The organism is Micromonospora sp. R77 (assembly GCF_022747945.1).
GTDB lineage: Bacteria > Actinomycetota > Actinomycetes > Mycobacteriales > Micromonosporaceae > Micromonospora.
In genome coordinates, this window is the sequence record NZ_JALDST010000001.1 from 4057117 (window position 1) to 4070819 (window position 13703).

Annotated in this window: 11 protein-coding genes and 1 pseudogene; 6 read left to right on the forward strand and 6 right to left on the reverse strand. The window is 74.6% G+C overall.

Annotated features, from left to right (window positions below; all coding sequences use genetic code 11):
- The first annotated feature begins 10 nt into the window (after nt 1–10).
- From MRQ36_RS19165 to rdgB, 3 genes are read left to right on the forward strand one after another with little or no spacing between them, the layout of a single operon-like run.
- Nucleotides 11–757: an MBL fold metallo-hydrolase gene (locus tag MRQ36_RS19165; protein WP_242801223.1), complete on the forward strand. Its 747-nt coding sequence runs from the start codon at nt 11–13 to the stop codon at nt 755–757.
- A gap of 57 nt (nt 758–814) precedes the next feature.
- Entirely contained in the window at nt 815–1543 is a 729-nt protein-coding gene (gene rph / locus MRQ36_RS19170) for a ribonuclease PH (RefSeq protein ID WP_242797355.1), read from the forward strand.
- Complete coding sequence (rdgB, locus tag MRQ36_RS19175; RefSeq protein ID WP_242797356.1) at nt 1540–2157, forward strand: RdgB/HAM1 family non-canonical purine NTP pyrophosphatase; 618 nt, start codon at nt 1540–1542, stop codon at nt 2155–2157. The genes rph and rdgB overlap by 4 nt, the downstream gene beginning before the upstream one ends.
- A gap of 204 nt (nt 2158–2361) precedes the next feature.
- Here the strand turns inward: rdgB and hutH are convergent, their stop codons facing one another.
- Genes hutH through MRQ36_RS19205 form a run of 6 tightly spaced genes read right to left on the reverse strand, consistent with a single transcriptional unit; the run spans nt 2362 to nt 10250 of the window.
- Nucleotides 2362–3897: a histidine ammonia-lyase gene (hutH, locus tag MRQ36_RS19180; RefSeq protein WP_242797357.1), complete on the reverse strand. Its 1536-nt coding sequence runs from the start codon at nt 3895–3897 to the stop codon at nt 2362–2364.
- Nucleotides 3894–5159, reverse strand: a complete 1266-nt coding sequence (gene hutI / locus MRQ36_RS19185) for an imidazolonepropionase (RefSeq protein ID WP_242797358.1) — start codon at nt 5157–5159, stop codon at nt 3894–3896. The genes hutH and hutI overlap by 4 nt, the downstream gene beginning before the upstream one ends.
- Nucleotides 5156–6511 (reverse strand): formimidoylglutamate deiminase, encoded by a 1356-nt coding sequence (locus MRQ36_RS19190; RefSeq protein WP_242797359.1) that lies wholly within the window; start codon nt 6509–6511, stop codon nt 5156–5158. The genes hutI and MRQ36_RS19190 overlap by 4 nt, the downstream gene beginning before the upstream one ends.
- Nucleotides 6502–7722, reverse strand: a complete 1221-nt coding sequence (locus tag MRQ36_RS19195; RefSeq protein WP_242797361.1) for an allantoate amidohydrolase — start codon at nt 7720–7722, stop codon at nt 6502–6504. The genes MRQ36_RS19190 and MRQ36_RS19195 overlap by 10 nt, the downstream gene beginning before the upstream one ends.
- Nucleotides 7723–7733: 11 nt before the next feature.
- Entirely contained in the window at nt 7734–9383 is a 1650-nt protein-coding gene (gene hutU, locus MRQ36_RS19200) for a urocanate hydratase (RefSeq protein WP_242797363.1), read from the reverse strand.
- A 12-nt stretch (nt 9384–9395) separates the two neighbouring features.
- On the reverse strand, nt 9396–10250 hold the full coding sequence (locus tag MRQ36_RS19205) for a MurR/RpiR family transcriptional regulator (RefSeq protein WP_242797365.1): 855 nt from the start codon (nt 10248–10250) through the stop codon (nt 9396–9398).
- 109 nt (nt 10251–10359) lie between these two features.
- Here MRQ36_RS19205 and MRQ36_RS19210 point away from each other — a divergent pair, with 109 nt between their 5' ends.
- From MRQ36_RS19210 to MRQ36_RS19220, 3 genes and pseudogenes are all read left to right on the forward strand, one after another.
- The gene (locus tag MRQ36_RS19210; RefSeq protein ID WP_242797368.1) at nt 10360–12384 is read left to right on the forward strand and encodes an acyltransferase family protein; all 2025 of its coding nucleotides are present in this window, start codon (nt 10360–10362) and stop codon (nt 12382–12384) included.
- A gap of 92 nt (nt 12385–12476) precedes the next feature.
- Nucleotides 12477–13291, forward strand: a pseudogene (locus MRQ36_RS19215) (MOSC domain-containing protein).
- A 68-nt stretch (nt 13292–13359) separates the two neighbouring features.
- Entirely contained in the window at nt 13360–13677 is a 318-nt protein-coding gene (locus MRQ36_RS19220; protein ID WP_242797371.1) for a hypothetical protein, read from the forward strand.
- The last annotated feature ends 26 nt before the right edge of the window (nt 13678–13703 follow it).

Sequence of the window (13703 nt, forward strand, 5' to 3'; positions counted from 1 at the left end):
GGACGACATGATGCGACTGACCGTGCTGGGCTGCGCGGGCAGCTTCCCCGGCCCCGAGTCCCCCTGTTCCGCCTACCTCGTCGAGGCGGAGGGCTTCCGCCTCCTGGTCGACTTCGGCTCCGGCTCGCTGTCGACGCTCCAGCGGTACGTGGGGCTGCACGCCCCCGACGCGATCCTCCTCACCCACCTGCACTGCGACCACATGCTCGACGCGGTGTCCTACGTGGTGGTGCGCCGGTACGCCCCGGACGGGCCGTACCCGCCCCTGCCGGTGTACGCCCCCGCCGGTGCGCCGGACCGGTTGGCGGCGGCGTACGGGCAGGAGGACAGCACCGTCGACGACGTCTACCAGTTCTACGCCCTGCAACCGGGCACCTTCCCGATCGGACCGTTCGCGGTCACCGTGGACCGGGTGAACCATCCGATCGAGACGTACGGGGTGCGGCTGGAGCACGACGGGCGGGCGCTCTGCTACTCGTCCGACACCGCGCCCTGCGACGCGTTGCTGCGGCTGGCCCAGGGCGCCGACCTCTTCCTCTGCGAGGCCAGCTATCTCGACGGGGTGGAGAACCCGCCCGATCTGCACCTGACCGGCCGGGAGGCCGGCGAGGTGGCGACCAAGGCGGGCGTGGGCCGGCTGCTGCTGACCCATCTGGTCGCGGCCTGGGGCAGTGAGGCGCACACCGTCGCCTCGGCCGCGGCGGCCTACGACGGTCCGCTCGAGGTGGCCCGCCCGGGTGCCTCCTACGACGTCTGAGCGGCACGGGTGCACCGGGGGGCGGGTCCGACCACGGCACCGCATAGGGTGCAGGGCATGGCGCGACCTGACGGGCGACTGCCCGACCAACTCCGACCGGTGACCCTGACCCGGGGCTGGAGCACCCACCCGGAGGGCTCGGTCCTCGTCGAGTTCGGCGACACCCGGGTGCTCTGCACCGCCAGCGTGACGGAGGGGGTGCCCCGCTGGCGCAAGGGCTCCGGGCTGGGCTGGGTGACCGCCGAGTACGCGATGCTGCCCCGCGCCACGAACACCCGCTCCGACCGGGAGAGCGTCAAGGGCCGGGTCGGTGGGCGTACCCATGAGATCTCCCGCCTGATCGGGCGGAGCCTGCGGGCCGCCATCGACCTGAAGGCGCTCGGCGAGAACTCGATCGTGCTCGACTGCGACGTGCTCCAGGCCGACGGCGGCACCCGCACCGCGGCGATCACCGGCGCGTACGTGGCGCTGCACGACGCGGTGACCTGGCTGGCCGGGCGGAAGTCCCTCGCCGGCAAGGTGGAGAACGTGATGCACCGGTCGGTCGCCGCGGTCAGCGTCGGCATCATCGCCGGTGAGCCACGGCTGGACCTCTGCTACACCGAGGACGTGGCCGCCGAGGTGGACATGAACGTGGTCTGCACCGGGACCGGTGACTTCGTCGAGGTGCAGGGGACGGGCGAGGACGGCGTCTTCTCCCGTCAGCAGCTCGACGCCCTGCTCGACCTCGGCGTGCTGGGCTGCCTGGAACTCGCGGACGCCCAGCGGAAGGCACTCGCCTCATGAACAAGGTCCTGCTCGCCACCCGGAACCGGAAGAAGCTCGTCGAGCTGCAGCGGATCCTCGACGGCGCGCTCGGCGCGCACCGGATCGCCCTGGTCGGCCTCGACGACGTCGAGGAATACCCGGAGCTGCCGGAGACCGGGCTGACCTTCGGTGAGAACGCGCTGATCAAGGCGCGGGAGGGCTGCCGGCGTACCGGCCTGCCCACCATCGCCGACGACTCGGGCATCGCGGTCGACGCGCTCAACGGCATGCCGGGTGTGTTCAGCGCCCGCTGGGCCGGCCGGCACGGCGACGACCGGGCCAACCTCCAGTTGGTGCTGGACCAGGTTGCCGACGTACCCGACGAGCACCGGGGCGCGGCCTTCGTCTGCACGGTCGCGCTGGTGCTGCCCGGCGGCAAGGAGCACCTGGTCGACGGCCGGCAGTCGGGGCGGCTGCTGCGAGCGCCGCGCGGCGAGGGCGGCTTCGGCTACGACCCGATCTTTCTCGGCGACGGTCAGGACCGCACGAACGCGGAGCTGACCCCGCAGGAGAAGGACGCCATCAGCCACCGCGGCAAGGCCCTGCGAGACCTCGCCAAGCTCGTCGCCAAGGTCCTCCCGCCAACCCTCTGACCCCCGCCTGCCCGCGCCCATAACGCCCGCGCCCCGCCGCGTCCGCGCCCCCTTGCGCTGCGCGCATCCAGGTGCCCGCAGTTTCTGGGAAAGAGGGCTCATTCCGCGTGGAATGGCCACTCTTTCCCAGAAACTGCGGTTACGTGCGGGGGCGGCACCGCGCCGCGGGTGCGGCGTGGAGGTCGCGAGTGGGGGCGGGGCGGGTCAGGTGAGGGGGCCGATCTCGCGTTCGATGGCGGCGCGCAGGTCGGGGCCGCGTACCGCGTCCCGGGCGGCCTCCATCAGGGGGGCGAGGAAGACGTCCGGGCCGGGTTCACCGGCCACCTCGCCGAGCGCCGCCAGCGCGGCCCGACCGGCCGGCGACGGCTCCAGCGGGGCGCGGAGCTGGAGGCCGCGTACCCCGGCCAGCAGTTCCACCGCGAGCACACTGGTCAGGTTGTCCAGCACGGTACGCAGCTTCTTGGTCGCCGCCCAGCCCATCGAGACGTGGTCCTCCTGCATGCCGCTGGTGGGCAGCGAGTCGACCGAGGCGGGGGCGGCGAGCCGCCGGTTCTCGGCGACGATCCCGGCCGCCGTGTACTGGGCGATCATCAGCCCCGAGTTGACCCCGGCGTCGGGGGAGAGAAATGCGGGCAGGTCCCGGTTGCGGGCCACGTCGAGCAGCCGGTCGACCCGGCGCTCCGCGATGGCCCCCACCTCGGCGGCGGCGATGGCCAGGTAGTCGGCGGCGAAGCCGAGCGGCGCGCCGTGGAAGTTGCCGGTCGACTCGACCCGCCCGTCGGGCAGCACCACCGGGTTGTCCACCACCGAGCGCAGCTCCCGCCCGGCGACCGTCTCGACGAAGTCGAGGGTGTCCCGGGCCGCGCCGGCCACCTGCGGGGCGCAGCGCATCGAGTACGCGTCCTGCACGGCGTGCGCCAGGTCGTCGCGGTGCGAGTCCATCACCCGGGAGTCCTGGAGCAGCCGGTGGATGTTCGCCGCCGAGGCGGCCTGCCCGGGGTGCGGCCGGATGGCGTGCAGCTCGGGCAGGAACGGCCGCTCCGAGCCGAGCATCGCCTCGATGGCGAGGGCGGCGGTGACGTCGGCCATGGCGAAGAGGTGCCGGGCGTCGCGGATGGCCAGCAGCAGCATGCCGAGCATGCCGTCGGTGCCGTTGATCAGCGCCAGCCCCTCCTTGGCGGCCAGCTCGATCGGGGCCAGCCCGACCCGGCGCAGCGCCTCGGCGGCGTCGAGCCGTTCCCCGGCCGGCCCGAGCACCCAGCCCTCGCCGAGCAGCACCAGCGCGCAGTGCGCCAGGGGCGCCAGGTCGCCGGAGGCGCCGAGCGAGCCGTGCTCCGGCACCCACGGGGTGACCTCGTGGTTGAGCAGGTCCACCAGCGCCTCCGCGATCAGCGGACGGACGCCGGAGCGGCCCAGCGCGAGGGAGCGGACCCGCAGCAGCATCATCGCCCGGACCACCTCGCGGGGCATCGGCGTACCCACGCCGGCGGCGTGCGAGCGGATCAGCGCGTGCTGCAGCTCGGCCCGCCGTTCCGGGGCGACGAAGGTGTTGGCGAGCGCCCCGAAGCCGGTGGAGACGCCGTAGACGGGGCGGCCGGCGGCCTCGATGCCGTCCACGATGGCGCGGCTGGTCGCCATCGCGTCCACGGTGGACGGATCGAGGACGACCTTGGCGGTGCCACGCGCCACGGCGAGCACGTCGGCGGGGGAGACCCCGGTGGGCTGGATGGTCACGGTCATTGCGGCACTCCGTTGTGCAGAACCTGGCGGATCAGGGGAACCCCCGGCCGGTAGGCCAGGTGCAGGTGGGAAGGGGCGTCGAGGATCATCAGGTCGGCCCGGCCGCCGGGCCGCAGCCGGCCGACGTCGGTGCGGCGCAGCGCCGCCGCCCCGCCGGCCGTCGCCGCCCACACCGCCTCCGCCGGGGTCATCCGCATCTCGCGTACGGCGAGCGCGACGCAGAACGCCATCGACGACGTGTACGACGACCCGGGGTTGCAGTCCGTGGCGAGCGCGACGGTCACGCCCGCGTCGAGCAGCCGCCGCGCGTCGGGGTACGGCGACCGGGTGGAGAACTCCGCCCCGGGCAGCAGCGTGGCCACGGTGACGGTGTGCAGGCCGTCCGGGCACATGCAGTCGATCCGGCGGGAGGCCAGCGCGTCGATGTCGGCGTCGGTCAGGTGGGTGCAGTGGTCGACGCTGGCCGCGCCCAGCTCCACCCCCAGTTGCACGCCCGGCCCGGGGCCGAGCTGGTTGGCGTGCACCCGCACGCCCAGCCCGACGGCCTGCCCGCAGGCGAGGATCGCCCGGGCGTGGTCCACGTCGAACGCGCCCCGCTCGCAGAACACGTCGATCCACCGGGCGTACGGGGCGGCGGCGGCGAGCATCGGGCCGCAGACCATGCCCACGTAGTCGTCGGGGCGGTTCGCGTACTCGGCGGGGACGACGTGCGCGCCCAGGAAGGTGGTGTCCTCGGTGAACTCGGCGGCGATCCGCAGCGAGCGGGCCTCGTCGGGAACGGTGAGGCCGTACCCGCTCTTGATCTCGATCGTGGTGGTGCCCTGCCGCAGGGCCTCGGCGCGCAGCCGGCCCACGGTGGCCCGCAGCTCGTCGTCGGAGGCGGCACGGGTGGCGCCGACGGTGGTGCGGATGCCGCCGCCGGTGTAGGGCTCGCCGGCCATCCGGGCGGCGAACTCGGCGGCCCGGTCCCCGGCGAAGACCAGGTGGGCGTGGCTGTCCACGAAGCCGGGCAGCACCGCCGCGCCCCCGGCGTCGATCCGCCGGTCGGCGGCGGGCGCGTCCCGGGCCGGCCCGATCCAGGCCACCTGCCCGTCCTCGACCAGCACGGCGGCGTCCCGGCGGATCCCCAGCGGACCGCTCTCGCCGCCGACGTCGTTGGTGACCAGTTCGCCGATGTTGTCGACGAGCAGGCTGCCGGTGCTGCGGGGCAGCCGCCGGACCGGGTCGCCGGGACCCACCGGCCGGCCCGGGAAGCCGCTCATGAGGTCACCTCCGCGATGGCGTCCCGCAGTTCGACCGGTACGTCCACGGTCAGGTGCCGGCCCTCGGCGACCACCGTCCGTCCGTCGACCACCACCGTGGTCACGTCGGCGGCGGTGGCCGCGAAGAACGCGCCGACCGGTGGCACCCCGGCGGTACGAGCGCTGTCCAGCCGTACGGTGACCAGGTCGGCCCGGTCGCCGACCGCCAGCCGGCCGGCGTCCCCCCAGCCCAGCGCGGCGTGCCCGGCGACGGTGGCGGCGGTGAGCAGCTCGGCGGCGGTGAAGTGCCCGCGCCGGCGGGTCCGCAGTCGCTCGTCCAGCTCGACCGCGCGGGCCTCCTCGAAGAGGTCGACCACGGCGTGGCTGTCGCTGCCCAGGCTGAGCGGGCTGCCCGCCTCGGCCAGCCGGCGGGCCGGTCCGATCCCGTCGGCGAGGTCCCGTTCGGTGGTGGGGCAGAGGCAGATCCCGGTCCGGCTCCCCCCGAGCAGCGTGACGTCGGCGCTGGTGGGATGGGTGGCGTGCACGGCGGTGGTGTGCGGGCCGAGCACCCCGTGCTCGGCGAGCAGCCGGGTCGGGGTGACGCCGTGCACGGCCCGGCAGGCGTCGTTCTCGGCGGGCTGCTCCGACAGGTGCACGTGCAGCGGCACCCCGGCGCGGTCGGCCAGGTTGGCGACGGTCGCCAACTGCTCCGCCGGCACCGCCCGGACGGAGTGGATGGCCGTACCGACGCGGGCGTGCTCGTTCTCCGGGCGGAACGCGGCGACCCGCTCCGCCCAGCGCAGCGCGTCCCCGTCGCCGAACCGCCGCTGCGGCCCCGCGAGCGGCGCACCGTCCACGGTGGCGGTCAGATAGCAGGCGTCCAGCAGGGTGAGCCGGATGCCGGCGTGCGCCGCCGCCTCCACCAGCGCTGCCGACATCGCGTTCGGGTCGTCGTACGGGGTGCCGTCGCGGCCGTGGTGCAGGTAGTGGAACTCGCCGACGCAGGTGATCCCGGCGAGCGCCATCTCCGCGTACGCGGCCCGGGCCAGCGCCAGGTACGAGTCCGGGTCGAGCCGGGTGGCGACGGCGTACATGGTGTCCCGCCAGGTCCAGAAGTCACCCCGACCGGCGTGGGTACGCCCGCGCAGCGCCCGGTGGAAGGCGTGCGAGTGCGCGTTGGCCAGCCCCGGCAGGGTCAACCCGGGCAGCCGGGTCGCGTCGCCGAGCACCTCCACCCCGGCCGCCGGCCGGCTCCCGGCGGTCAACGGCGTGACCGCGGTGATCCGGCCGCCGTCCGCCTCGATCAGCACGTCGGGCGTGGGCTCGGCGTGGTCGGGCAGCCAGGCGTACTCGGCGAGCCATCTCAACGGCATGCCAGCTCCTCCAGCACCCGGGCCAGGGCGGTCACCCCGGCCGCGCAGTCGACGTCGGTGGCGGACTCGGCCGGGGAGTGCGACACCCCGGTCGGGTTGCGGACGAAGAGCATCGCGGTGGGCAGGTGCGCGGCCAGCACCCCCGCGTCGTGCCCGGCCCCGGTGGGCAGCACCGGCGCGGCCAGCAGCGTGGCCAGCCGGTCGGCCAGCCCACCGTCGAACGCCACGAGCGGGGTCGCCGACTCCTCGGTGCAGGTCAGCGTCGTGCCGTCCCGCCTCGCCCGCTCGGTCGCCTTGGCCTGCACCGCCTCCACCAGGCCGTGCAGCGTCGCCGGCTCGGCCGCCCGGGCGTCCAGCCAGCCGGTCACCTTCGCCGGGATGGCGTTGGTGGCGTTCGGCTCGACCGCGACCCGGGCCACGGTGGCGTGCGCGTCGCGCAGCCGGGCCTCCTTGTTCGCGGCGAGCACCGTGAACGCGTACGTGAGCATCGGGTCGCGGCGGTCGGCCATCCGGGTCGTACCCGCGTGGTTGCCCTCGCCGTGGAAGTCGAAGCGCCAGCGGCCGTGCGGCCAGATCGCGCTGGCCACCGCGACCGGCGCGTGCCGCTCGACCAGCGCGCGGCCCTGCTCGACGTGCAGCTCCACGAAGGCCGCGAAGCGGCCGAGCAGGGTCCGGTCGGCGCCCGCCGGCCGGTCGCCCAGCGCCTCGGCGAAGGTCACCCCGGCCGCGTCGCGCAGCCCGGCCGCGCGGTCGACCGCGATCTCCCCGGTGAGCAGCCGCGACCCCAGGCAGGGTACGCCGAACCGCGCCCCCTCCTCCTCCACGAACGCGGCCACCGCCACCGGCCGGTCCGGCGTGACGCCCGCCGCCCGCAACTCGTCCACGGCGAGGAACGCGCTGACGATGCCGAGCGGCCCGTCGTACGCCCCGCCGTGCGGCACCGAGTCGAAGTGGCTGCCGGTGAGCACCGCCTGCCCGGCCTGCGGGTCGCCCCACCAGGCGAAGAGGTTGCCGTTGCCGTCCTGGAGCACCGGCATGCCGCGCTCGTCGGCCTGCTCGCGGAACCAGGCGCGCAGGGTCAGCTCCGGTTCGGTCAGCGCGTACCGCAGGTAGCCGCCGCTGTCGGCGTCCCGCCCGACGGGCGCGATCTCGTCCCACAGCTTGCGGAACCTGTTAGGAAGGGGCCCTTCCTCTACCAAATCCGTTAACAAGGGGCCCTTCCTTACGCCTCGGCCATGGGGATGCGGACGCCGGTGCGCTCGGCGACCTCGCGGGCGGTGTCGTAGCCGGCGTCGACGTGGCGGATGACGCCCATCGCGGGGTCGTTGGTGAGCACCCGTTCGATCTTCTGGCCGGCCAGGGCGGTGCCGTCGGCGACGCAGACCTGCCCGGCGTGGATCGACCGGCCGATGCCCACGCCACCGCCGTGGTGGATGGACACCCAGGACGCGCCGCTGGCCGTGTTGACCAGCGCGTTGAGCAGCGGCCAGTCGGCGATCGCGTCGGAGCCGTCGGCCATCGCCTCGGTCTCCCGGTAGGGGCTGGCCACGCTGCCGCAGTCCAGGTGGTCGCGGCCGATCACCACGGGGGCACTCAGCTCGCCCGACGCCACCATCTCGTTGAACCGGACGCCCGCCTTGTCGCGCTCGCCGTAGCCGAGCCAGCAGATCCGCGCCGGCAGGCCCTGGAAGGCGACCCGCTCGCCGGCCAGCCGGATCCACCGGGCCAGGGACTCGTTCTCCGGGAAGAGGTCGAGGATGGCCCGGTCGGTGGCGGCGATGTCCTTCGGGTCGCCGGAGAGCGCCGCCCACCGGAACGGTCCCTTGCCCTCGCAGAACAGCGGCCGGATGTACGCCGGCACGAAGCCGGGGAAGTCGAAGGCCCGCTCGAAGCCGCCGAGCTTCGCCTCGCCCCGGATCGAGTTGCCGTAGTCGAAGACCTCCGCGCCCGCGTCGAGGAAGCCCACCATCGCCTCGACGTGCTTCGCCATCGACGCCCGCGCCCGGTCGGTGAACTCGGCCGGCTTCGCCTGCGCGTAGTCCCGGGCGTCGGCCAGTTCCACCCCCTCCGGCAGGTACGACAGCGGATCGTGCGCGCTGGTCTGGTCGGTGACCACGTCGATCTCGACGCCCCGGCGCAGCAGCTCCGGAAAGACGGTGGCCGCGTTGCCGACCACGCCGACGCTCAGCGCCCGGCGGTCCCGCTTCGCGGCCAGCACCCGGTCGACGGCGTCGTCCAGCGAGCCGGCCACCTCGTCGAGGTAGCGGTCGTGCACCCGGCGGTCCAGCCGGGTCCGGTCCACGTCCACGACCAGGCAGGCGCCGCCGTTCATGGTGACCGCGAGGGGCTGCGCCCCGCCCATCCCGCCGCAGCCGGCGGTCAGCGTCAGCGTCCCGGCGAGCGTCCCGCCGAACCGCTTCGCGGCGACGGCGGCGAAGGTCTCGTACGTGCCCTGGAGGATGCCCTGGGTGCCGATGTAGATCCACGAACCGGCGGTCATCTGCCCGTACATGGTCAGGCCGAGCTGTTCGAGGCGGCGGAACTCCGGCCAGGTGGCCCAGTCGCCGACCAGGTTCGAGTTGGCCAGCAGCACCCGGGGTGCCCACTCGTGGGTCCGCATCACGCCCACCGGGCGGCCGGACTGCACCAGCATCGTCTCGTCGTCGCGCAGCTCGGTCAGCGTCCGCACCAGCGCGTGGTACGACGGCCAGTCGCGCGCGGCCTTCCCGGTGCCGCCGTAGACGACCAGGTCGTCGGGGCGCTCGGCAACCTCGGGGTCGAGGTTGTTCATCAGCATCCGCAGGGCGGCCTCCTGCGGCCACCCCTTGGCGGTGCGCGCGGTGCCGCGGGCGGCGCGGACGGGCTGGTGCATCTCGTACTCCTCTCAGCCGAGGAACAACTGGCGGCGGGCGGCGGACGACTCGAACGCCTCGAGTCGGGCCTGGGTCTCGGCGGGGGTGGCGTCGCAGATCGCCTGGAGCACCACCATGGCCAGGGTCATCGGGGCGGTGTGCAGGTCGAAGACCAGATCGGTGCCGACGGCGGCGGGGAGCACCACGTCGGCGTGCTCGGTCGCGGGGCTGACCGGGGAGTCGGTGATCGCGACGACGGTCAGGCCGGTGTCGCGGGCCTCCCGCAACGCGTCCAGGGTCTCCCGCGGATAGCGGGGCAGCACGAAGGCCAGCAGCGCGGTCGCCCCGGCCGCGGCGGCCTGTTCGAGCCGGTCGGCCAGCAGGCTGCCGCCGTCGTCGAGCACCCGCACGTCCGGGTGCACCTTCGCGGCGAAGTACGCGAAGTAGGCCGCGAGCGGCGCGGCGGCGCGCAGCCCGAGCACCGGCAGCGGCCGGCTCGCGGCGAGCAGCCGCCCCACCCCGCTGATCCGCTCCCGGTCGGCGAGCTGCCCGGCCAGCCGGTCGAGGTTGCCCGCCTCGGTGCGGACGGCCCGCTGGAGCTCGTTGTCGGCGTCGGCCGGTCCGGCCGCCCCGGTGCCGGTCAGCTCGCGCAGCCGGCGGCGCAGGGCCGGGTAGCCGTCGTGGCCGAGCGCCATCGCGAACCGGGTCACCGACGGCTGGCTGACCCCGGCCAGCTCGGCCACCTCGGCCGCCGACAGGTAGGCCGCCGCCCCGGCGTGCTGCACCAGGCAGTGCGCGATCCGCCGCTGGGTGGGGGTGAGCCGGACCCCGTGGAAGAGGTCGAGCACGCGTTCGGTCGGCGCCGCGACGACACCGCTTTCATTCATGCCGCGACTCTATGCATGAAGAATTTCAAAGACAACCCGTCTCGTACACTGACGTGCCCCCACCCGACCGACCCATCGTCCCTGCCGTTTCGCTGCCCGGAGTTCCGACATGCCCCCTGGTGCGGCCCAGGTACGTCCGCACGCCGTCCCCGCCACCGGCCGCTTCCGGTCGGACATCGAGGGCCTTCGGGCCGTCGCGGTCCTGCTGGTCGTGCTCTGGCACGCGGGCGTGCCCCTGCTCCCCGGCGGATTCGTCGGGGTGGACGTCTTCTTCGTCATCTCCGGTTACCTGATCACCACCGCGATGGCGGCGGAGGTGACCACCCACGGTCGGCTGTCGCTGAGCCGGTTCTGGGGCAGACGGGCCAAGCGGCTGCTGCCCAGCTCCGCGCTCGTCCTGTTCGCCGCCCTCGTCCTCGGCTACCTGTTCCTGCCGGACATCCGGTGGCGCAGCACCGCGTCGGACGTGGTGAGCAGCGCCGTCTACATGATCAACTGGCGGCTCGCCGCGCAGTCCGTGGACTACCTCGCCGCCGAGCAGGCACCCAGCATCGTGCAGCACTACTGGTCGCTCGCCGTCGAGGAGCAGTTCTATCTGGTGTGGCCGGTACTGCTGGCGGTGGTCGCCCGGCTGTCCCGCCGGCGCGGCGGCGCGACGTTCGGCCGGCTCGCCGCGGCGACCGTGGGGGTCGTCTGGCTCGCCTCGCTCGCCTGGTCCGTGCTGCTGGTGCAGACCGAACCCGGTCGGGCCTACTTCGTCACCACCACCCGGATCTGGGAACTCGCCGTCGGCGCGCTGCTGGCGCTCTGGCCGTTCCGGCGGCTGAGTGGTGCGCTCGCCCCGGCCGCCGGCTGGCTCGGCCTCGCCGCCGTCGCGGGTTCGGCCGTGGCGATCGACGCCTCGACGCCCTTCCCGGGCCTGGCGGCGCTGCCGGCGACCATCGGCACCGCCCTCGTCATCGCCGCCGGTCCGGCCGGCCGGTACGGGCCGGTCGCACTGCTGCGCCTCCGGCCGCTGCAGTTCCTCGGCGGCATCTCCTACACCCTCTACCTCTGGCACTGGCCGCTGCTCGTGGCGCTCACCGCGCAACTGGAGACGCCGGGCCTGGCGGCCCGGTTGGCCGTGGTCGCGTTCGCCGCCGTCCTCGCGTACCTCACCAGCCGGTTCGTGGAGCGGCCGATCTGGCGTTCCCGCGCGCTCTCGGTACGGCCCCGCGCGGCGCTCGCGGTCGGGGTGGCCTGCACGGCGTTCTCGATCTGCGCGGGCCTGACCTTCCCCGCCGTCGCGGTCACCCCGACCGGCGGCGCGGGGGGCAGCCGGGGCGGCCCGGCGTTCGTCCCCGACCTCTCGTCGGCCCGCTCCGACCTGCCGTCGGTCTATGCCGACGGCTGCCACGGCAACCAGGCCGACACCACCGTCCGGACCTGCACGTACGGCCCCGCCACCGGCACGCTGACCGTGGCGCTGATCGGTGACTCGCACGCCGCGCAGTGGGTGCCCGCCCTCCAGGCCGTCGCGGAACGGCGCAACTGGAAGCTGGTGACCCACACCAAGTCCAGCTGCCCCGTCCTCGACGTCGAGGTGGCGGTGGCGGCGGGCGCGTCCAGACGCCCCTACGACAGTTGCGTGACCTGGAACCGGGGCCTGGGGCCGGCTCTGGCCGCCGACCGGCCGGACCTGATCGTCACCAGCAGCTACAGCTACGAGGCGATCCGGGCCGGCCGCCCGCTGACCGGCGGGGCGAACGACACCGCCCTGGTCGCCTCGATGCGGCGTACCTGGACCGGGCTGGCCCGGCTGGCCCCGGTGGTGGTGCTCAGGGACACCCCCGCCCCCGGGCGCGACGTCGCGGACTGCGTCTCCGCCCACCGCGAGCAGCTCACCCGGTGCGCCGTCCCGCGCGACGAGGCGTTGGCCGGGATCGGCCCGCTCCAGGTCGCCGCGGCGCAGGGGCTGCCCGGCGTGAGCCTGGTCGACCTCACCGACGTCATCTGCCCGACGGAGCGGTGCGCGCCGGTCATCGACGGGGTGCTCGTCTACCGCGACGCCCACCACCTCACCGCCACCTACGCCCGTACCCTGGCTCCCCGGCTGGCCGAACGGTTGCCGGCGCTGCCGGCCGGAGCGGGATGACGATCGAGGGGGCACCCCGGCCGGTGTCTCCTCGCGTACCGTGAAACCTCCGCCGGGCACCGGGACCCGGGCGACGTGATCGGGGTGGCCAGGTGAAACTCGCGTCCGTGCACACGTACCCGGTCAAGGGCTGCCACCGCCTGGACCACGACGGCGCCCGGCTCGAGCCGTGGGGCCTGGCCGGGGACCGGCGCTGGATGGTGCTCGACGAGCACGGCGTCGGCGTCACCCAGCGGGAGGCGACCGAGCTGGTCACCCTCCGGGCCGTCCCCCGCGACGGCGGTCTGCTGCTGCGCGCCCCCGGCCGTCCCGACCTGGACGTGCCGGAGCCGACCGCCGTCGAGCCCGTCCCGGTGCGGGTCTTCCGCAGTCGGCTGCCGGTCGCCGCGCTGCCCGCCGGTCCGGCCGCCGACGACTGGCTGGGCACGCTGCTCGGCCGCCCGGTGCGGCTCGTCTGGCTCCGCGACCCGACCCGGCACGTGCCCCCGGTGAGCGGGTCCACGACACCGGCGACCGGGTCAGCTTCGCCGACGAGTACCCGCTGCTGCTGACCAACGCCGCCTCCCTCGACGCGCTCAACGGCTGGCTCGTCGAGGCCGGCGAGGCGCCGGTGGAGATGACCCGCTTCCGCCCCAACCTGGTGGTCGACGGCGCCGCCGCGTGGCAGGAGGACGGGTGGGCCGGCCGCCGGCTCCGCGTCGGCGGCGTGGTCCTGCGGGCCGCCGGGCCGTGCGACCGCTGCGTGGTCACCACCACCGACCAGGAGACCGGGGTACGCGGCAAGGAGCCGCTGCGCACCCTGGCCCGGCACCGCAACATCGACCAGAAGCTCCTGTTCGGACTGCACCTCGTTCCCGAGGGGCCGGGAGCGGTGGCCGTCGGCGACCCGGTCACACTGCTCGACTGACGGGTCTTGTCCCTGGTCAGCCGGGAGGAAGATGATGGGGGGAGCGGTCCGTCGACAGAGGAGTCGAGATGCCGGTGATCCATCAACCCCGGGTGGCCTGGGACGCGGCCAGGCTGGTCGTCGACGCGGTGCGGGACGAGGACGTCTTCCGCTGGTTCAGTGCCGCCGTCGGTGACCTGCTCGGCCCCACCGTCGAGGACGCGCTGGAGGTCACCCGGCACCGCCTGCTCTGGGCCGAGCACCAGGCCTCGATCGAAGCCGGCAGGTGGCGGGTACGCCTCGAGGACGCCCTGCGCGACCGACCCGAGGTCGCCGGGGAACTGCACTCGCTCACCGTCATCGCGGCCGGCCTGCTGCGTACCCGGTCCGCCGCACCCGCGTCTTAGCTTTCCCTTAGCCGGCTTGTCCGGTG